General features: G+C 58.2%; 18 protein-coding genes and 4 pseudogenes. 8 read left to right on the top strand and 14 right to left on the bottom strand.

The annotated features are described in order from the left end of the window. The 3 genes from X771_RS136235 to X771_RS136225 all read right to left on the bottom strand — a co-directional run. Window positions 1-515 (bottom strand): IS256 family transposase (locus X771_RS136235; RefSeq protein WP_023690588.1); only part of this gene is annotated, 515 nt, incomplete at its 3' end. Window positions 516-1,285: 770 nt separating this feature from the next. After that, window positions 1,286-1,456: a hypothetical protein gene (locus X771_RS136230; protein WP_245262835.1), complete on the bottom strand. Its 171-nt coding sequence runs from the start codon at window positions 1,454-1,456 to the stop codon at window positions 1,286-1,288. 140 nt (window positions 1,457-1,596) lie between these two features. Beyond that, on the bottom strand, window positions 1,597-2,337 hold the full coding sequence (locus X771_RS136225; RefSeq protein WP_023673881.1) for an SDR family NAD(P)-dependent oxidoreductase: 741 nt from the start codon (window positions 2,335-2,337) through the stop codon (window positions 1,597-1,599). Window positions 2,338-2,696: 359 nt separating this feature from the next. Between X771_RS136225 and X771_RS1000000168545 the strand changes: the two genes are divergently transcribed. Further along, window positions 2,697-2,909 (top strand): hypothetical protein, encoded by a 213-nt coding sequence (locus X771_RS1000000168545; RefSeq protein ID WP_023695016.1) that lies wholly within the window; start codon window positions 2,697-2,699, stop codon window positions 2,907-2,909. Window positions 2,910-2,998: 89 nt separating this feature from the next. Here the strand turns inward: X771_RS1000000168545 and X771_RS0135510 are convergent, their stop codons facing one another. Further along, window positions 2,999-3,238, bottom strand: a complete 240-nt coding sequence (locus X771_RS0135510) for a hypothetical protein (protein ID WP_023695015.1) — start codon at window positions 3,236-3,238, stop codon at window positions 2,999-3,001. Between the two features lie 219 nt (window positions 3,239-3,457). On the opposite strand from X771_RS0135510, the gene X771_RS136220 reads away from it, so the two are divergent. Continuing rightward, window positions 3,458-4,456: a hypothetical protein gene (locus X771_RS136220; protein ID WP_023690590.1), complete on the top strand. Its 999-nt coding sequence runs from the start codon at window positions 3,458-3,460 to the stop codon at window positions 4,454-4,456. A 146-nt stretch (window positions 4,457-4,602) separates the two neighbouring features. Here X771_RS136220 and X771_RS136215 read toward each other — a convergent pair whose 3' ends face one another. The 3 genes and pseudogenes from X771_RS136215 to X771_RS00490 all read right to left on the bottom strand — a co-directional run bounded on the left by X771_RS136215 (window position 4,603) and on the right by X771_RS00490 (window position 6,204). Further along, complete coding sequence (locus X771_RS136215) at window positions 4,603-4,908, bottom strand: hypothetical protein (RefSeq protein WP_023673877.1); 306 nt, start codon at window positions 4,906-4,908, stop codon at window positions 4,603-4,605. Further along, entirely contained in the window at window positions 4,905-5,063 is a 159-nt protein-coding gene (locus tag X771_RS136210) for a hypothetical protein (RefSeq protein WP_155929886.1), read from the bottom strand. Before X771_RS136210 ends, X771_RS136215 begins: the two co-directional genes overlap by 4 nt. A gap of 275 nt (window positions 5,064-5,338) precedes the next feature. After that, a pseudogene (locus tag X771_RS00490) lies at window positions 5,339-6,204 on the bottom strand (ATP-dependent DNA ligase). Window positions 6,205-6,570: 366 nt separating this feature from the next. Here X771_RS00490 and X771_RS1000000168555 point away from each other — a divergent pair. Both X771_RS1000000168555 and X771_RS136205 read left to right on the top strand, forming a co-directional pair. Next, window positions 6,571-6,765, top strand: a complete 195-nt coding sequence (locus X771_RS1000000168555; protein ID WP_156936064.1) for a hypothetical protein — start codon at window positions 6,571-6,573, stop codon at window positions 6,763-6,765. 43 nt (window positions 6,766-6,808) lie between these two features. Continuing rightward, on the top strand, window positions 6,809-7,036 hold the full coding sequence (locus X771_RS136205; RefSeq protein WP_023690596.1) for a KTSC domain-containing protein: 228 nt from the start codon (window positions 6,809-6,811) through the stop codon (window positions 7,034-7,036). A gap of 134 nt (window positions 7,037-7,170) precedes the next feature. On the opposite strand, the gene X771_RS136200 is transcribed toward X771_RS136205, so the two are convergent. From X771_RS136200 to X771_RS136180, 7 genes and pseudogenes are all read right to left on the bottom strand, one after another. Continuing rightward, window positions 7,171-7,455, bottom strand: coding sequence for a hypothetical protein (locus tag X771_RS136200; protein ID WP_023673895.1), 285 nt, complete (start codon window positions 7,453-7,455; stop codon window positions 7,171-7,173). An 825-nt stretch (window positions 7,456-8,280) separates the two neighbouring features. Next, a complete protein-coding gene (locus X771_RS1000000169600) occupies window positions 8,281-8,502 on the bottom strand; it encodes a YhjD/YihY/BrkB family envelope integrity protein (RefSeq protein WP_023690598.1) in 222 nt (73 codons plus the stop codon). 55 nt (window positions 8,503-8,557) lie between these two features. Then, window positions 8,558-8,782 (bottom strand): annotated as a pseudogene (locus X771_RS1000000169605) (YhjD/YihY/BrkB family envelope integrity protein); the annotation flags it as partial. Window positions 8,783-8,858: 76 nt separating this feature from the next. Beyond that, a pseudogene (locus X771_RS1000000169610) lies at window positions 8,859-9,386 on the bottom strand (YhjD/YihY/BrkB family envelope integrity protein); the annotation flags it as partial. Between the two features lie 1,140 nt (window positions 9,387-10,526). Then, window positions 10,527-10,769: a DUF982 domain-containing protein gene (locus X771_RS136190; protein ID WP_023669677.1), complete on the bottom strand. Its 243-nt coding sequence runs from the start codon at window positions 10,767-10,769 to the stop codon at window positions 10,527-10,529. Beyond that, the gene (locus X771_RS136185) at window positions 10,769-10,999 is read right to left on the bottom strand and encodes a hypothetical protein (RefSeq protein WP_023690600.1); all 231 of its coding nucleotides are present in this window, start codon (window positions 10,997-10,999) and stop codon (window positions 10,769-10,771) included. The genes X771_RS136190 and X771_RS136185 overlap by 1 nt, the downstream gene beginning before the upstream one ends. A gap of 574 nt (window positions 11,000-11,573) precedes the next feature. Next, window positions 11,574-12,032, bottom strand: coding sequence for a Crp/Fnr family transcriptional regulator (locus X771_RS136180; protein ID WP_023690601.1), 459 nt, complete (start codon window positions 12,030-12,032; stop codon window positions 11,574-11,576). Between the two features lie 2,935 nt (window positions 12,033-14,967). Here X771_RS136180 and bluB point away from each other — a divergent pair. The 4 genes and pseudogenes from bluB to X771_RS1000000168560 form a co-directional block, all read left to right on the top strand. Then, the gene (bluB, locus tag X771_RS136165) at window positions 14,968-15,603 is read left to right on the top strand and encodes a 5,6-dimethylbenzimidazole synthase (protein WP_023690605.1); all 636 of its coding nucleotides are present in this window, start codon (window positions 14,968-14,970) and stop codon (window positions 15,601-15,603) included. 881 nt (window positions 15,604-16,484) lie between these two features. Then, complete coding sequence (glmS, locus tag X771_RS136160) at window positions 16,485-18,305, top strand: glutamine--fructose-6-phosphate transaminase (isomerizing) (protein ID WP_031203410.1); 1,821 nt, start codon at window positions 16,485-16,487, stop codon at window positions 18,303-18,305. A 451-nt stretch (window positions 18,306-18,756) separates the two neighbouring features. Continuing rightward, window positions 18,757-19,011 carry a helix-turn-helix transcriptional regulator gene (locus X771_RS136155; RefSeq protein ID WP_031197535.1) on the top strand — a complete coding sequence of 85 codons (255 nt, stop codon included), beginning with the start codon at window positions 18,757-18,759 and terminating at the stop codon, window positions 19,009-19,011. A gap of 700 nt (window positions 19,012-19,711) precedes the next feature. Next, window positions 19,712-19,875 (top strand): annotated as a pseudogene (locus tag X771_RS1000000168560) (IS1380 family transposase); the annotation flags it as partial.

Below are 19,875 nucleotides of genomic sequence, written 5' to 3' on the forward strand. Positions count from 1 at the left end.
CCGACCGCGATCAGCACCGCCTGGCTCATGACAACACCGGCTTCACGCACCTTCTCGTAGCGCGCATCGAGGATGAGGTAAGGAAACGGCTCCTGAGGTCGTTCGGCAAACGCCTTCAGGCTCTCGTCCAAGCGCTTGTTGATGGCCGAGATCGACGAAGCCGAGAAGGCATGACCGCACAGCTCTTCCGTGATCGCCTTGACCTTGCGGGTCGACACGCCCTGGACATACATCTCCGCAAGCGTTGCCACCAAGGCCCGCTCCGAACGCTGGTAGCGCTCGAACAGCTCGGTGGAGAAGTGACCCGCCCGGTCCTGTGGAACCCGCAGCTCAAGCTTGCCCACCCGGGTGACCAGGGTGCGGCCGTAGTAACCCGAGCGATAGCCAAGGCGCTCAGGCGTGCGTTCGCCCTTCGAAGCACCCAGCGCCTCCTCCATCTCGGCCTCGAGAACCTCCTGCATTACCGCACGGATCACTTCNGGCGTTCCTTCCAGGGAATCGGTGACGTTGAACATCACCAGCCTGCCATGACCGCCCTCTCTCAGCGAATTGCAGAACTCTCAGCACACTACCTTCCCTACTCGCAATGCGACGCGCGCTTCACGCCCTGCCTGTGATCGGTATGACTGAGATGGGGCCGCAAGCGGACCGTCAGCTTCGCGGTGAAAATCCTCAGAAAGCGGCCAGCATGTAGTCGTCGCACGGCTGAAAGAGAGGCGTGACGGGCGAGGAATAGGTCTGGTTTCACCTGATCACCTACGCAGGCAGTTCGACGATCATTGAGCGGCGAGAACGCGGCCCGAGGCAGGAGCTTTGAGCGTCCGATTTTTCACGATCGACCTTCAGGCTCGTCGAGCGCATCGTCTCGACGTTACTGCCGAAACCGAGCCTCCATGCCGGCGCCCTGGGGAGGCAAGACAGCCAGCAACTGGACGGCTCGGGGATTTAGCACCGTTCACCCAGAGCTTTTTGTCGAGATGCAGGCGTATCCGCTGGCTTTCTGCGAAGGACAGCGCAAACGATTCAGGCCGAATGAGCGTGTAATTTCCTGGTCGGTCTCTATGATGCGGACGACCCTACCCATTCGCCACTGGCTCCGACTACTTCCACGCAAGGCGTGGCCCTGCGAATTGGCACCACCTTGCCCATCACATCCTCCCTACGAAACGCAATGGGAAGTCGATTTAAGACCGTCGTAGTCGGTAGTTCAATAACTAATGCTTGCTCGGAATCGGACGAGCCATCCTGGATGGGCAGTACGAAGGCTGGTTGAATGGCTAACTTGTCATGCCACCTCGGTCAGGCGAACCTTCGGGGACCTCCCGTGATATAGCCTATGCTTCAGGTTGTTGGCATTCAGGATGGCTGCCAGCTCTTCAGCATACTCCATGTCGGGAAGGTCGACAGAAGGGTGGCCCACCATAATAGCCGGCTGCCCGGTGAACACGTCGAACACCGTCCACGTCCCATCCGGTTCCCGCCTTACCTCGTACCGCAGAGTTGCCATGAGGGGATCACATAGGTCGCCGTTTAGGGGTGGGAGTATTTGGTCCACGGTGACGCCGGGCCACCTGAAAGCACCGAGACAGTCGGCGCTTAGTAACGCGCCCGCCCACCCGACATGTCGAATACCGCGCCGGTATTGAAGTTGCTGGCGTCCGAGCACAGCCAGGCCACCATGTGGGCAACTTCTTCGACCCGGCCGAGCCGGTTCATTGGACTATCGGCGATCATTGTCTCGACAGCTGCGACCCCGAGGTTTCGGATCATGTCAGTATCGATTGGCCCAGGAGCGACGCAGTTCACGCGTATGTTTGTATTGGCAACCTCACGCCCAAGCGCCTTTGTGAAGACTACGATACCTGCGCTGGAGGCTGAATAGGCGGCAAGGTTGGCAAGTCCTTCCTTGCCCGCCAAAGAGCCCATATTGACAATGCGGCCAACACCCCATTTTCGCATGTGGGGCAAAACCAACTGCGTCACTTGCATCGTGCCGATCAGATTGGTTTCGATGATGCTTCGCCAGTCTGCAGGTTCGTGTTGGTCAAACGGGTGAAGGGTTCCTAGATAACCGGCGTTGTTAACCAGAACGTCTATACGCAGGCCACGATCGACGATCATGTTGATCGCATGGGTTACCTGATCGCGGCTGGTAATATCGACCTTCGTAGACACCACACCCTTCAGTTCGATCTGATCTCGATCCCACACGTGCACTGAAGCACCCGACGCTACAAGGCGCTCTACGATTGCCTTGCCGATACTCTTTGCTCCGCCGGTTACGACGGCTGTCTTGCCAATGAGGTCATATGATACCGGCACAAAGCCCCCATTCATGTGTGTTCACACGGGATAAGTTTAGCAGGATCGCATATTTTCGCCAGCGGCCAGATGGTCTGGGGGGCGCCGGAGCCAGCTATGACCTGATCGGTAGCGAGCTCCAGATCGTACACAGCTTCGCCTTGCGGCGCCGCCTGGCGCTTTTCGTCACCTTTTCCTGTTCAGATGCCTCTTGGCAGGTCAAGGGGGCTAGACGATGTTGTTCTTTGTCCCGCTCTCCTGCGGCGACACGCCATTGCCCAGTTTGAAAGAACCAAAGAGACAATCAGGACAGGCCGGCGATATTTCGATGAAGGGCTTTCGCCATTAGTTAGCGCAGGCTAATATGCGTTCTTCGCGGTCAGAGAGCCGCCTGCATGTTGGGCAGAGATGCTTTAGCACCTGATACAATCGTGCCAGCCGCGATGCCTATCCCAATTTGCCTTGGCGTCTTCCCCGACGGGCTCTGGCTAGAAGCATTCCAAACCGATCAGGATATCCGTGCCTATTGGAGAGGCTATGCCCTTGCGGGCACGGTGTGCGCCGTTTTGCTGATCATCGAGCTTGTGACAATTCACCTGCTGCTCTGACGTAGCAGCGCTGTCTTGATGGCGCTATCGCTGTAGCGGTCGGACCGCTCTAGTGCGCCTTCTCCGCCTCCATCGTTGAGCAGTCAATTTCAGCTCGAGCGGGCTGGACGAGGGGAGCGCGGGCGCATGACCGTGGTGCCTACATTCGTCGTGACCACGCAGCCCACCTCATATCGGCCGACCACCACGCTTCCGCTTGCATAAGCCTCGGCGCGAATTCGATCTTGCAGCGTTTCGGGACCGAGTTCTGAAGCTGCGATAACGCCCATCTGCTCCATGACCGGAGCCATGGTCGCTGCGAGATTGGAGATCAGATCAATGCCGCTCATACTGTCTGATCCACCTCCGGCGAGAGCACTTACCGCCTGGCCCCGGCCGGCGTTTCGTTCGATTGGAAGCACCGGCGCAATGTCGCCGCGGACTAGCGTCCGTCATCTGCCCTGCCGTATGCATTCGGGGTAATGCCACCAACTGCGGTCCATGGTATGGTCCCGAGCGCACGCAGTGGCGCCTGATAAACAATCAGGAGTGAACGGGAGTGGCGGCCATTGAGGCGCTATAAGAAGTTTATTTTGCATTGCGGAATTCACAAGACTGGAAGCTCTTATCTTCAGGCGAGCCTGGCCTCCAATCGGGATCTGTTGGCGGGGAACTCGATCCATTACCCCGACCCCCACGACCCGGCCAATGAAGCGTTCGGGCCGCAGCACAGCATAGCCGCAATCGGTTACGACGACAGCAAATCGTTTGAGCAGAACGTTGGCGCGTTCTTCGCACTCGATTCCGATTGCGAGACGTTGCTGATGTCAGGCGAGGAATTTTCGCGAGCCAGCACTCATCCATCTTTTTTTCAGGGTCTGTTGGATATTGGCGCCGAGGTGAAGGTGGTGTTCTATTTGCGGCGCTTCGATCACTTGCTTGAGAGCGTGTATGCGCAATGCGTCAAAGACTACCTGACGGGCCCCATCGAAGTCGCGGAATATCAACTTGATTTCTACGAAATCCTGCGACCGTTTGTTGAGGCGCTCGGACCTGATCGTGTTGTCGTTCGACCATACAACCCTAAATTTTGGCCCGGCGAATCGATCGGTCAGGATTTCTTCTCTGCAATTGGCTTGCCTCACCTCTGGGGCGCCATGAGGAAGCCGGCCGGCCGGATCAACGAAAGTCTGTCACGGCCGGAAACATACATGATTTCAGTTACTGAAGGCATCGCTGAAAAGCAGCGCTTGATGGACCACTTCCGAGCCCGGCCTTTCCCGGACTGCGACAGGGCCAAGTTCTTCCGGTCACCCGATTTTCGCTTTGACTTCAACCTGAGATACATCGGCTTGAACTCTGGCGTCGCCGCCCTCAATGGCGGGGTGGACATCACCGAGTTTCTCGATCTGGCCAACGTCGATGATGATCCACATTGGCAAGCGTTCGACCCGAACGACCCTCAGATAGTCGACTATCTTGAAACCTTCAGGGCCAAGCATTCGGACTTAGACGGTGGGGATGATTGGGAAGTGCGTGAAGATGGCATCGAGGGGATGCGCTTTTAGGGCGCGGATAATCGGGCGGAAACACTTACCCAACCGTAGGGTAAGGGCCGCTAGCTAAAAGCCCGCCAACCTTTCGGTGGGCGGGCCTCTACTGTCGGAACTGGAGAGTGTCATGTCGACAGCTCCGGCACTTGCGAACGGTTTGGTTAGTGGCGCCAGATCAGCAGGCAGAGCTGGCGCAGGTCACGATCATAAACGCCCCGGCTCTCGATCACGTCGATGCAGCGCTTCTTGAACCGAGTGATTTCGGCGCTCGACATAGCGTCGACAATGCGAGGCAGATCCGTATTGGTCGGATGGTCGGGGGACTCGGTTCCGACAGTGGCACCGCTCGTGCCAGTGGGGGCAGTGGTTCCGTCGTCGCCAACTGCGGCGTTCGCCGGCATGCAAAGATTTGCGAGAACGGCTCCAATCGCCATGCTTCCCACCAGGATCTCAAAAATCTTTGTCATAATTCGCATCCAGGATGGCCCCTTTTCCAAACCAAGGCCGGCGGGATTTTGCTCGCAACCAGCGGGACGGTGACAGTCGTTGAGTGATTGATTGGGTATTGATCGAAAAACGGGAACGCGATCAGATAGGCGTAGTCGGCGGTAAGATGTGCCATGCGGAAACCTCCGCTGGCGGCATCAATTATCATCCACGACATCCTCCAATATCCGGGTGAAGGTGCTGAAAGACATAGCTCATTAGAAAGCACGGATAGATGAATGAATGTCTAAAAACTCCTTTCCTATTCTTTGCAATGACAGTGTTAGGCGTCCTTAGCCGTGTTAACCGTTGATCAGCGTGAGGCGAGTTCCTGCGGTATCGCGTTCAGCTCGGCCTTTGCGGCGTTGGGATGCGCGCCTCTCGCAAAAGCGATGGCCAGTTGTGGAGCTGCTATTTGTTCTCCTCGCGGAAGTCCTGCAGCGATGCATGCCGCAGGTCATCCTCCACACGCAAGTGCTTCACGCGGCCGATCAGCCCGGCTTGACCCATTGCGTCGCAGGCCGCTTCATGACGCCCTTGGGCGCCGTGCCTGGGTGCTCCTGGACGCGTTTCCATAGCCTCTCGCGCATTTCCCGGTTCAAGGTGACGAATGCGCTGCCGACATAGCGCCCGGTGCCGCGCTCAGCCATCAGAGCGAAAGCCGGCTTGCCCGCTTCACGCTCGACGCCGAGCAGATCGAACTCGTCAATCGCATAGCACTTGGCCTTCAGCCAGTTGGTCGACGGACCGCTTCGGTATTTGCTGTCCTTCCGCTTCGACACCATGCCTTCAAGTCCGGCCTTGTCGAGCAAGTGAAAGATGGCCTTGGCTTCCCCCGGCAAGGGCTCGCTGAACTGAATACGCCCGCCGGGCTCGATCATGCCGGCCAGGATCTCGCGCCGCTCCTCTAGCGCCATATCGCGCAGATCGTGGCCGTTAAGATGAAGCAGATCAAAGGCAACAAAATACAAGTCGTGCTGCCGGCGGGTAATGGCTTTGCGCAGCGCTGCGAAGTCCGAAAGGCCCTTGTCGTTCAGAACGACTATCTCGCCGTCGACAATGGCGCTTTCGGCACCAAGGCGCTTGGCCTCTCTCACCAGGTCGCGATATTTCGCCGTCCAGTCGTGGCCGTTGCGCGTATAAATGCGTGTGCCGTCTTCATCGATGATCATCTGCGATCGGTAGCCGTCGAACTTGACCTCGTGGGTCCAGCCTTCACCCTCGGGAGGGTTCTCCACAAGGGTCGGCATCAACGGCTCGATGAACTTCAAACGCATGCACTGATCCGCCCTCCGGCGATTCAATAAGATTGAGCTAAAATAGTTCCGAAACCGGAAATCAGCCTCTTGGGTGCAACAAACACGTCAACTCGGCGTTGCGGGATGAGCGAAGGAGGAATCGATATGGCCGACGACAAGAGCAAGCGGGACTTTCGCGATGGGGACCAGGTCTCGGCCGATGAGGATTATGAAGTCGAGTATTTCGCANCACCGACATGAAGGCCCGCCCGCGAGCGAACTCGCGCATTTCCTCCCTTGCCCTGTTTGCGGGCAACAGATCGATATGCGCGATTTTCGCCAGGTCGCTTATCATGCCGATCCGGATCACGATCAGCCTCTCGAACTAGACGCTTAGGAACACAAGTGCCGAAATACCACGTTGAGGAAATGGATGGCGATACCGTGACGGCTACCCACATCGTGCACGCGACAACGCCGATCAGGGCGGCGCGGGAAGCGACGGAGCGCGACATCACTCTGCGCACCACCGAGCCCATCTGGATCAGGGTTGCCGACGAGAAGCGCGGGCACGTCTTCGAATACTGTTTCAGCCTGTAGCTGACGATCCAACTCGGCTGGCTGAGTTTTTGAATGGCATACCATGCCGTCGACCTCGATACGCAAGTTCGACTATGACCCCAGCACCAGGGTTCTCTCGGTTTGGTTTGTAGCGAGCGGGAAGCATTACGAGTTTTTGGACGTACCTGCTGAGGCCTTTGCCGCGTTCAAAGCTGCCTTTGCCAAGGGCGTCTATTTTAACAGCCACATCCGCAATCGTTATGCATTCCGGCTCGCGGCAGGGAGGGCAGCAGCCGCGTCGGGCGATTGACAGAATTTCAGATTCGAGGCGGCCCGCGCCATCGCAGGGGAGCAACTGTGCGAATTGACCAGGTTCCGAGGGCAAACGAAAACGCCCGCCGGCCGGGCCAGCGGGCGCGTATTATATTAAGCTAGGTGCTGGGCCTATTTGCCCATCATCATCGCAGCTTTGCAGAAGTTCTCATGGGCCTTCGCAATATCTGCGTCAGCGCAGTCCTTCATCACAGCGTCCTTATCCTCCTGAGACATAGCCGACCAAGCGGTTTTCGCTTCGGCCTCAGACTTCATGGTCTTCATGCTGCTGTCCGTGAAGAAAGGAGACATTTTTGCAGGATCGTCGAGCGCAGACGTGCCAGTGGAACTGCCGGCAAAGGCCGATCCGGTCATAAGGGCAAATGTCGCGCCGAGAATGAGCATTTTCGAATTCATCAAAATTCCTCCGAATGCAACTGCTTGAATGCAGCCGTGCTAATTCAACGCTTGCGGGTAGAAAGGGTTTCCAGCCAAATTGAAAATTGTAGAAATTGCTACCGATATTTCGTCGTCAACCTAGGAGGAATTGGCCCGCAAGTTCGGTCAAGGCGGCCGGCGGCCACCATCGATGCTGCAATTGCCTGGCCGGTTGCCCCGGACTTGTTCAGGGATGGCCCGCGCTTGCTTCCGAGCGCGGGCCGACCATGATGAGTGAGGGGCGATCTTGGTCACCGGCAGGACCGCTTAAGAACGAGCCGGGTGTGACCGAACAGCCTCAGGGTGAGGATGTTCCCGACTGACGCAAAAAAGCCCGCCAGCGTGAGCCAGCGGGCAATCGGCCTTGAGTATACTAGAACGAGTTCCCCGGCTCGCTCGTTGAGAGGCATGAAAGACAAATGGGAATCTGACTACCAGTTCGTCGAAGGCGCCCGCCGTAGCCAGCGATGGGCGGAGAGAGAACTTGAATCCCTACAATCGACCATCCAAGAGACGCGCCGTGTCCTAGAGGCTTCACGGAAGCTCTTGGAAAAAATTGCCGAGCGCGAAGACCATACGCAGCCGTAGGGAATGGCCGGTGCAGTTGGGCATGCTTGTGGGCTTAACCGCACCGATATTGCATAAGTCACGGCTGATGGGCAAACCCACGGCCAGTACTTTCCGTGCAGGTGGACAGCTCGCCGGGCGAAGACCCCAACCACCTCGATCCCGGCGAGCCTAGACCTGATCAGAGTACGCGATCAGGACCGGGGATCAGCCGGCGATAGTGGCATCTCTTGCAGGTCAACCATTGTGAAGCACAGCTTCCTGATCGGACCTGCTGCCGTGTCGAATGGAATAGGCGCGAGTGATTTCCGCACCAAAAAGAAAAATTTCCGCCGAGTAGTAAGCCCACAACAGGATGACGAGCAGCCCACCGGCGGCCCCATATGAGGCCGCGACCGCGCTGGAGCCTATATACCAACCGATAAGCGATTTCCCGAGCGTGAACAGGGCAGCNCCCATATGAGGCCGCGACCGCGCTGGAGCCTATATACCAACCGATAAGCGATTTCCCGAGCGTGAACAGGGCAGCAGTCACAACAGCGCCAATCCAGACATCCCGCCATTCCAGGGTTCGATCAGGCAAGATCTTGAAGATGGCAGCGAAAATAGCTGCGAGGAGGACAAAAGAAACGACCGCGTTGATAACGCCCAGGACAAGTGTCCCGAACGGCAACTGTGCGTTGATGAGGTTGCCTAGGGCCGAAATCGCCGCGCTCGCGACTAGAGAGACGAGCAACATGAAGCCAAGNCTGTGCGTTGATGAGGTTGCCTAGGGCCGAAATCGCCGCGCTCGCGACTAGAGAGACGAGCAACATGAAGCCAAGTGCGGTGACCAGTCCCAGACTTACCGCACGTGCGCGCACCAGGCGCGACAACGAACTTCCCTGCGCTTCGACCTTCCATATCATGTTCAAAGACTGCTGTATTTCGCCGAAGACCCCGGAAGCGCTCACAAGCAAGGTGATGATGCCAATCACCGCCGGCCAAGTGCCGCCGGATGGCTTTTCGGATGCGCTCTTCAGTGCGGTTTGCAGGATATTTGCGCTTTCTGTACCCATCATCCCTGTGATTTGGGCGGACAATGCCGCTTGCGCTGCCTCGTGACCGAATGCGAGACCCGCAATTGCAACCACGATGAGCAGAATTGGCGCCAACGATGTTGTGGCNGCTGCCTCGTGACCGAATGCGAGACCCGCAATTGCAACCACGATGAGCAGAATTGGCGCCAACGATGTTGTGGCATAAAAAGCGATTGCCGCGCCATGGCTGAGAGCATTGTCGTTGACGAACCCAACGACGGCTTCTCGCACCATTGCCCATGCATTTGTGATCGCGCGATGCATTTTGCGCCCCAGTCGAATTGGCGTTCACTAGCAATGCACCAGCACATGTGATGTTCCGGTTGCGGGCTGTGGCAGGAGTTTCGCACCGACTTCCGCGGAGGGTCGCCGGCATAGAACTTCCGCTCCGATGCGCTCGCATCGCCTTCGCCCCCATTTCGGGACGCGCATTTGATAATGGTTTTCTCAAGATCATTTTAGTTCGTTCGGAAACCATAGAAGCGGAGGCTGGCTCGTTTGCACCGACAAGGACAACAGCACGGAGGAGGTGTTGGAGGCGGCGCAGGAAGCTGGCGTGCATCCTGCGATCTCCGCCGGCCGCTGGCGGTACGAGCATCCGGACTATCGCCGCTTTTCCAAGCTGATTGGTCGAGGTGAGATTAAAACCGTCCTGAGCCTCAATATCGCTTTGAGGCGCCAAAGCTGCCAACGCGGTACCACCGTGTCTGCTTTCAGGCAGCGGCAACCAACGTCGTTGCGGCCAAGATCGCGCCACCAGCGGAATGGCACCTTTCCGCTGGTTTGCACCAGAAGCAGACCTTCTGCTCTCGTTCCATATACTGCCGGACCGCATGCGCCTCATATCGGTCATTCAGAATTAGCAGCCGCCTCTTTTCCGATGCCAACGCCTGAGCCTTTTGTGAGACCTAGGCGCAGCTTGCCGGCCGCAGCCTGTCCCAATTGGGACGAATAGTTGGCACCCATATTGCAAATCTACTACTCCTAAAGCTGCCGGACCGCTCTCGTGATGAGCCGCCAGTCGGCTAAGCGCCTCGTCGGTCTTTGAGCTGGCCCCAGCGGATCCCAAAAGCAGAAATTCGAGCGTACAGGCGACGTGAGGGAGGATACCCGAACCCGCGTGAACGAGGCTGTAAGGTCGATCGGATTTCAGTTCAATCGACAAGCAATTGATTTTCGCCGGGGTCGTTCCGATTCGCTTATTGTTCTGGTGTCGGACATCGCGAACCCGTTCTTTCCGGTATTCTTCAAGGGATCGAAAAGGAAGCTCGGGAACGAAGCACAATAGGTAACACAAAAGGTCAAAACAGAGCAATGGCCACAGCCGTTTGCGTCAGATTATTCAAGTTAATTCGCCGACCGCCAACGCGAACAGACGCGCATGGTCCCGTCCGTATAGCGTTGTTAATCCGGCAGTAGCATCTCCTCTTCATCGGCTGCGGCTTCGAACAGCAGCCGGAAGTCGTTACCCGGCATTTTGCCATCCATCGCAGATAGGCAAGCCTCAGCCGCCAGCCGCCACTTGGGGCCACGATTGGACCACTTTAGAAGCTCCTCCGCGGCGGCATCAACTCGGTTGACACCAAGGCGAAGCCCCGGGCGCTCAGTCTTCACATAAACCGGAGGGTTGAACCAGCGGTGGGGCATCAAGCCTCTCGAACGTCAAAGGCGATGAACAGTCCCCAAACGGAGGCTGAATTGACGATCATTCCGACCAACTGGCAGTCAGTCTCACGAAGATCATGGCCGCGCTCGCGCACCGCTGCAATGGTCGCCTTCAGGGAAATTATATTGCCCGGTTGAGAACCCAACAGGACCTCGCGGACCAGCTCCTTGGCCGTTTGCTGCACAGGCCGAACAGGTGCTTGAACGTCCATCCCATCCTCCCAGAGAGATAGAACCTCACCAGCTATTCTGTGGGTCACTTTCCGAAAAAGGCAAGAGCCGGAAACGTACAAAGCAGGTTGCCGCAAACACCCCATTTTGGAACGGGACCCGCCCTTTGTTCATTATGGGTGGAATCAATTTTTGAATGCAAATCCAAGGAATTTACGCCGTGCTCGCCAAGGATGGACAAAGCGGAGGAGTTCTATACCCGGCTTTTCGAGCGGAGGCCTGATGATCGTCCCATGGACGTGTTGATCCAATGGCGCAACGTCGCAGGCGCGAACTTGCAAATCTTCCATGATAAACGGCGAATGATAAAAAGCCCGCTGACGTCTGGCGACGCTGCAGGGATGGCCCGCGCCTGCTTCGGAGGCTGCGCGGGCCGACCATGACGAGTGGAGAGGACATCTTGGTCACCGGCACGGACCGCTGAAGAACGAGCCAGCTGTGGCCAAACAGCCTCAGAGCGGGAATGTTCCCGCCTGACGCAAAAACACCGTGGCTCAGCCGGCGGGCTCCGTTGCAGGGGCACTCAGGATAGTGCCACGGGCGCGGCGTCTGGGGTCAATGCAGTTTGCCGACTAGCCGAGCGTATTCGGCTTCAGCCCTGCCATATGACCCATCAGCCAGCGCAATCAGACGCGCTCGGTCAAGAATGACTACCTCTCCTCGCATTGAGCGTATCAGACCTTGGCCCTCCAAGGTTTGCAGCGCTATGGTGACGCCGGGCCGCCTGACACCGAGCATAACTGACAAGAACTCGTGCGTAATCGCAAAGCTGTTCCCGTCGACGCGATCATCGCACATCACCAGCCATCTTGAGAGCCTGTCGACGATGTTCATCCGGGCATTGCTGAGCGCGGTGAAGCTTGCCTGGAGGTGAAAGTAGTGAACGTAGCGGAGCAGAAAACTTCGCAGGGTTGGGCTTGTCAAAAGCGCCTTGGTGAAGAGGCCCGCATCGATAACAAAGGCTCGGGCCTCTAATTGGACGTAACAATCGTGCGTTGACCGGTCATCGCCCATGATAAGCGCTNGTGTGCTCTTCCGATCTTGAAGCTTGCCTGGAGGTGAAAGTAGTGAACGTAGCGGAGCAGAAAACTTCGCAGGGTTGGGCTTGTCAAAAGCGCCTTGGTGAAGAGGCCCGCGTCGATAACAAAGGCTCGGGCCTCTAATTGGACGTAACAATCGTGCGTTGACCGGTCATCGCCCATGATAAGCGCTGAGCCGGTCATACCCTCACAACCTATGATTCCGATCTCAGCTTCAATACCAGGCCGCAGTTCGCCCACCACTGACCCGAGACCGCTCTCGAAGAAGTACACGGTTCTGATTGGAGACCCCGCCACTTCGAGATGCGTCTTCAGTCCAAGGGAGACGCTTTCCAAATGAGGTTGCAGCAAGGCCAAATCTGCCGAGCACATTCGAAGCAGCAGCGAATTGCGATAGATGGAATTTTGGCGGGTGTCGCATTGCGCGGCAGTGTGAGTTCGTGAACTGGAGTCTGTCATAGCTCCCTCTCCCTATTGGGGCGGAAGCATGTTGATCGCTCACAGCCGACGGACGCCCTTAGAGTTGCCGTCGATAGCACACTGTATGCCTGCGGGCCGCGGATGTCCCATTTATTAACAACTGCGTTGATCAGCGCGAGCCAAGCTTTGGCGCGCCCGCGCTAAGACGGCATTCAGATACTCCAGGAATTCGTCATCGCTTTTCGTTGACAAGCCGACTTGTCGAGCGCGAGTCACAATGCGCTCCTGGAGTGAAACCGCTGTCTCATAGTGGTCCACGATCATCTGAAATGAAGCGCTCNCCTCTCCCTATTGGGGCGGAAGCATGTTGATCGCTCACAGCCGACGGACGCCCTTAGAGTTGCCGTCGATGGCACACTGTATGCCTGCCGACCGCGGTTGTCCCATTTTTTAATCAATTACGTTAATCGGCCCGAGCCAAGCTTTGGCGCACCCGCTCTAACGCGGCATTCAGATGCTCCAGAAATTCGTCATCGCTTTTGGTCGCCAAGCCGACTTGTCGAGCGCGAGTTACAATGCGCTCCTGGAGTGAAACCGCTGTCTCATAGTGGTCCACGATCATCTGAAATGAAGCGCTCATTGGGGCGGATTCAAAGAGCTGTGCCATTCTGGCAATGTAGTTCCAAGATGATGAGAGTCCATGCGGCCGCCGCTTGGGTAACAATCGTACAATATACCTAAGACTGGCCGCGCTCTTTGGTTATCCTCCCAGAAATCCGTAGCCTCGCGAGGCGCAGCTTCTCTTCGCCCTCCGACCTCGTGACCGGCGGACCAGTCCCGGCTTCAGCCATTCGGCCTTGTTCTTCTTATGCTCCTTCGGGACCGGGCCGCCGACCTCGCCCTGCACACGATTCCACAGCGTTTGCCTCTTGTAGGCCTTGAAGGCTACTATCGGCCGCCCTTGTAGGGCCGCTTTCAGCCATGATCACCTCGGGGCGCTGAACGAAGCGCGTGCTTGTCGACTCTGTCGGTCGTCGCAGACGCTTACGGAGGCCTCACCGCAGAGGGCGATGCGAACTCCGGCTCGACGACGGCTGTCAAATCAGACTGCTGTGGATGCACTACCAGCGATCGGTACTAGGATTCTCGACCTCGGTAATAAGCTGGTCTGTACGGCTAGCGACCTTCCTGCCTAGCAATATCAAAAGTCAAACCCCGCCGAAGATGCATATGCCTGGCAGCACGCGTCGGTCTTTGGCCACGCATCTGCCAAACCGAAATCAAGTAGCCCGCCATCGTGCGCCCTCAACGCGATCTTGATCATTGCAGTGGGGCAATAACTTATCTCTTTGGAGCTTGGTGGTGATATATAGGCGCCCAAGCCAGCGCTAATATTGCATGGAGCTAAAACGCCCGCTAAGATTTCTTGGGTGTTAGCTGGCGGGTGTTTGATGCGGTTTCATCGTCTAGGCGCGGTCGCTCTGGGTCTGGCGTCCTTCATCAGCAGCGCTCATGGCCAAGAATCCTGCGACCCTAACTACACAGGCGCCTGTGTTCCAATCGCCAGCGATGTCGACTGTTCCTCCGGAAAGGGCAATGGTCCCGCATACGTACACGGGCCGGTCTCTGTCGTAGGCACCGATATCTATGATCTTGACCGAGACGGCGACGGAATAGGTTGCGAAAACGGCTAGAGGAGGCAAGTCGCCCTCCAACTTCATGACGGCACCAGCCCATCCATGGTGCCGGCATGGTCCCACTGATGCTCTCTCCTTGTGAACGGCATCCAATCTTTTCGGCGGGCTTGAACAGCGGCCACCTTTGGCGGCTATCGAGGGGCTGATGATAGATTCCATTCCAGCTCTTTCTAATGTGTCGTCCGAACAGTGAACGAAAGTAGAACAGATAATTCAAGCGCGAATTGACTGTGAGAGGGATGAGCTGCAATTTGGGTCAGGCCTGACGCTGGTGGAAGACGAAATTGCGGTGGCGACTGGAAGCTCAGCGATGCCCCAAATGAAACTGGGCAGCTGGTGCTGTCCGCTGCGGCGCTATGATGTCAGACGATGGTATCGGCCGAATGACCTGGGGAATCTTCGGGGACGTCGAGGCCGACGTGGTCGGAAGCAAACTGAGTTGCAGGCGGTGCGGCAGGACGAGTATATGCAAGCTGAGACGCCTGTCGCAGTCTCCGCGTTCCAGGCCGACGTTCTCCGCATTCCGAGGCCTGGTGAGCGATACGGGTGCGCCTGAGTGTCAATGGCGCATCTATCAACGGCCTGGTACGCGATTCACCGCCGTGCGAGCTGATCGAAACGGGCTTGGTCGATTGCATCGTAATAGCGCCGCCCACCAGGAAACATTTTTCTATCGTTTGCGGTTGGGGCCGCATGACGCGATTGTCGGACGCAACAAGCCAGCTTGGCAATGGGCAGTAGGCTGTCCACACTGTACTCCCTAGTGTCCAATACATACCTAACGAGACCGCCATGCCGTCACCTCCAGATTTCACCGACGATTTTCGCTCCGGGCTGATCACGCTGCTGCGCTGGCGCAGGGATGTGCGGCGCTTCGAGCCGACGGCTCTGCCGGAGGGTACGCTGGAACGCCTGCTCGAGCTCGCCAGCACTGCGCCCTCCGTTGGCCTCAGCCAGCCCTGGCGCTTCGTAGTCGTCGACAGCCTCAAGCGGCGCACTGCCGTGAGAGACTGCTTCGAGCGCTGCAATGCCGAGGCGCTCACGCGCTTTTCGGGAGAGCGCGCCGCACTCTATGCCCGGCTGAAGCTTGCCGGGCTCGACGAGGCGCCCTGTCAGTTCGCGGTCTTCGCCGACCGCACGACCCGGCAAGGCCATGGGCTCGGTCGCATGACCATGGCGGCGACCATCGACTATTCGGCCGTCATGGCAGTGCACACACTGTGGGTGGCGGCGCGGGCGGAGGGCATCGGCATGGGCTGGGTGTCGATCCTCGATGCGACCGAGATGGCCGAAATTCTCGACACGCCGCCCGAATGGACGCTGATCGGCTATTTCTGCCTCGGCTATGCCAGCGAGGAGCACGACATACCGACTTTGGAACGCGAATGCTGGGAACATCGGCGGCCGCCGGTGGTGATCAGGCGGTAGTGGGGCTGCCCATCATTCGCCTCTTCCTTGGCGATGAGCTTGACGCAGATCGGGTCGCCCTTCGCCACATTGCCATTCCGACCGAAGCCGAGGTTCGTGTTCTTGCAAAGGCCAGGAAAGAGCAGCATGACAAGCGCGACCGCAGCGAAGATGGCGCTTGCGACAACCGGGCTGAAGCCGGGCATGGAGGTGGTCGACCTCTGTTGCGGGGCGGCTGTGCCGATCGCCACGATCGCCCGCCATGTCGTCGCACTACGCCGACCAACTGGAGGCCGCGCAGCGCCGGCTGACCGGCGCCGGCGCGACCAATTGCGAATTCGTCGCCGGCTACGCGCTACGAACTCGCTACTCTGGTGTCACGCCCCGTCGAGTCTTCACGGCCAACGCCTCGACGGCGTCCCGGACCGACCGCGGCTGGCACGTGCCGTGCGCGAGGCGCTCGCCCCCGGCGGACATTTGTTATCGTCAACTGACACCGGCAGCCGCGCGAGACGACGACGGTCCTGAAGCGAACTCAGGCTGTCGCCAAGACAGACCATCGCCGATGCCCAAGTCGGCGGCACCATGCTCCTAGATGCCGACTGCCTGACAAGGGGTCGCAGGCCCGTCGTCCGTCCACCGTCTAAGGCCTCCTGGCCTTTCCGAGGCCGTGATCCTGCCGCGGGTGTGAGTTTGCGATCCTCATAAGAGCGTCAGGCGCGAATAGAAGTTTGGGTCGTGGCTCCACAGCGGCCGACCTATCCATCGGGTGGATGGTAGTTATCACAACAATCAATTTTACCAATATTATGGAATTCTACTACAAGGCCGCCACTTAAAGCGGCCGGACGGGTATCCGTCTCGCGTGGGCTGGTGCTGCCCGCAAAGATGCGGAGACGAACATGTGCGGGATTGTTGGCATCGTTGGGCAACAGCCGGTGTCGGATCGGTTGATCGGCGCGTTGAAGGGTTTGGAATATCGCGGCTATGATTCCGCCGGCGTTGCGACGATCATCGAGGGTGCCTTGCACCGCCGGCGCGCCGAGGGCAAGCTCGTCAATCTCCAGGCGCGACTGAAGGAAGAGCCGCTGAGCGGCAACGTCGGCATCGGCCACACGCGTTGGGCAACCCACGGGGCCTCGACCGAACGCAATGCGCACCCGCACTTTAGCGACGGTGTCGCCGTAGTCCATAACGGCATCATCGAGAATTTCACCGAGCTGAAGGACGAATTGGCGGCGGATGGCGCCGAGTTCCAGACCGACACCGACACCGAGGTCGTTGGGCATCTCTTGGCAAGATACCGCCGAGAGGGCATGAGGCCGCAAGAGGCCACGCGTGCCATGCTGAAACGCGTCAAGGGCGCTTATGCGCTTGCCATCCTCTTCGAAGATGAACCGTCGACCATCACGGCGGCGCGCAACGGACCACCGCTCGCGATCGGTCACGGCGACGGCGAGATGTTCCTGGGCTCCGACGCGATCGCCCTTGCTCCCTTCACCAATGAAATTACCTATCTCATCGACGGCGACTGGGCCGTTGTCGGCAATTCGGGCGCCCATATCTTCGATGTCGACGGCCGTCCCGTCGAGCGTCCGCGCCATATCTCCACGGCCGCGGCCGATCTGGCCAACAAGGGCAACCATCGCCACTTCATGGAGAAGGAGATTTACGAGCAGCCCGAGGTCATCGCCCATGCTCTCCGTCATTACATTAACATCATAGACAGTCGCGACATGGTTCCTGGCATTGATTTCGCCAAGGTCCCGAGCTTGGCGATCTCTGCCTGCGGGACCGCCTATTTCGCCGGACTGATCGGAAAATACTGGTTCGAGCGCTATGCGCGCCTGACGGTTGAAATCGACGTTGCGTCCGAATTCCGTTACCGCGAGATCCCGTTGCCGCCGCAGTCGGCGGCTCTTTTCATCTCGCAGTCCGGCGAAACCGCCGATACGCTTGCGTCATTGAGGTACTGCAAGGAGCGTGGGCTGAAAATTGGCGCTATCGTCAATGCCTGCGAATCGACCATCGCTCGGGAGGCCGATACGGTTTTCCCGATCCTTGCCGGACCGGAGATCGGCGTCGCCTCTACCAAGGCTTTTACCTGCCAGCTTGCCGTTCTAGCAGCACTCGCCATCGGCGCGGCCAGAGCCCGCGGGACCGTCCCCGAAGACGAGCTGCAGGCGCTCGTCAGGAGCCTCGCCGAATTGCCGCGCGTGATGGGCCACGTACTCGAGTGCATCCAGCCGGAAATCGAGTTCTTGTCGCGCGAACTGTCAAAGTGTCGTGACGTCCTGTATCTCGGCCGTGGCACCAGCTTCCCGCTAGCGATGGAAGGTGCGCTGAAGCTCAAGGAGATTTCCTACATCCATGCCGAGGGCTATGCAGCGGGTGAATTGAAGCACGGGCCGATCGCCTTGATAGACGAGAACATGCCAGTGATCGTCATCGCGCCCCATGACCGTCTTTTCGACAAGACCGTTTCCAACATGCAGGAAGTGGCTGCCCGTGGAGGGCGGATTATCCTCATCACCGATGAAAAAGGGGCAGCCGTATCGAAACTCGAAACCATGCACACGCTCGTGCTGCCGGTTGTCGACGAGATTATCGCGCCAATGATCTTCTCGCTCCCGATACAGCTTCTAGCCTACCACACGGCGCTCTTCATGGGGACGGATGTAGACCAGCCGCGCAATCTCGCAAAATCGGTCACGGTCGAATGATTGTGAACCTGTACAGGTGGCGATGCGCCTCCAGGAAAGCGGTACCCCTTGTCTGGATCCGAAGCCCGGATGAAACCAGATGACCATTGTTTGCTGCAATTGTGAAACTCGGTAGCGGTTACGAGCGGGTCCTTCGCTGCCTCGCCGGTGGAGATTGCCGAAGGAAGCAGTGTCCGTGCCGAAAGTTCGAGTTGCTGTTCAAGAAAGCCATCGGCGAGAATGGTCCACGAAGGATCGCAGGTCGCATGCGCTACGCCGACCAGGCTCTCAGCACGGGCAGTCTTGATACTTGATCAGAAGCAGGTGAGCCGCCATATTCCGGCCCGGCCAATTCAGCGGCCCATCCCATGCATGAGGCCGGTTCGGCCGAATGGACGACCATTTTTTTTATTTGCTAGGTGTGCGCCTCGGGAGGAATCTCTGAGGGAGCTCCCAGTTCTTGGAGATGTTTATGAAGGATTCGCGCATTCCCGAACCAGTCTTGACGGCTATGTCCCAGGGAACCCACATCGTCCGCGCTTATCGCGAGCACCTTGGATATTCGATCGACGACCTGGCCGTCGCGTGCGGGCTGGCCGCTGAGGAAATCCAAAACATCGAGCGAGGTCTGAGGTACAGCAAGGGCTATCGGGATCGGATAGCGAAATCGCTTTCCATACCTGTGGGAATTCTTGAGTCGGAGTTGGACATTTCGGACGCCGCCTGAACAGTCGGATGATCTGCAATGGGTGGACTAGCTGTTGTGATGTGAAGCTTGCGGCTGATGTCGACGCTTGATTCGATTGATGCGATGCCTTCTGGCGCAGCTCGCCGAACAACAAAGCGATATAGCCGCCCGGAGTGCTACGAAACGTGCACGACGGCATCGGCTCGCGACGAAGGACTAACGGCGAACTCTTCCTAGTTCGGCAAGGCGATGCTGGCTTGAGCATCAACTCGGCCTACGAGAGTGGCTACTCCTAGGCTGAATCGTCCACCATGGCGAAGTCGCGCCGCTCTGAAAGTAACATGGCGGGCATCCTGACGTTTCCGGGTTGACTATGGGCGTTCGAACCAGGAAAAGGGGCCGCTCTTCGTGAGTGGCGTGCGCCGGCAGTCTGACCCCCAAGCCCCCCGCCCAGGCTGCCGGCGCGCTTCTAGAAAGATCGAAGTAGGGACTCGCTTGCGCTCTGCCCGCTGACACCTTGTGGTTCCTCCTGCGGGTCCAGCGGACCACCTTGGGTGTCGCCAGTTCTGGTGGTCACGCGCCTCCATTTGCGATCTCGTGTCAGTGAGTGCACCGCAAGCACCCTCTCTGCCAGCCTGAAAAATTCATGTGGGTTGGTGGATGTGGCGCAAGCCCGTTGAAATGACGTAGGATTTGGTTGCTTAAGCCGATCCGAAATTTCCCGGAGACCACACCCGCCATGAACGATCTTGCGCTGCCGCTGAGCGGTTTGTCATCAGTCGGCGGCCTCCGTCGTCGCCCGTTTCGACGGCGGCATGCTGTCGTCCAACAGCGGCGTTCTGGCCTTGGCCGAGGTGGAAAAGCGGTTGCGGGTGGCCGAGCGTCTGGCGCGTTGCATCGACG

The sequence above is a fragment of the Mesorhizobium sp. LSJC269B00 genome (assembly GCF_000502815.1).
GTDB lineage: Bacteria > Pseudomonadota > Alphaproteobacteria > Rhizobiales > Rhizobiaceae > Mesorhizobium.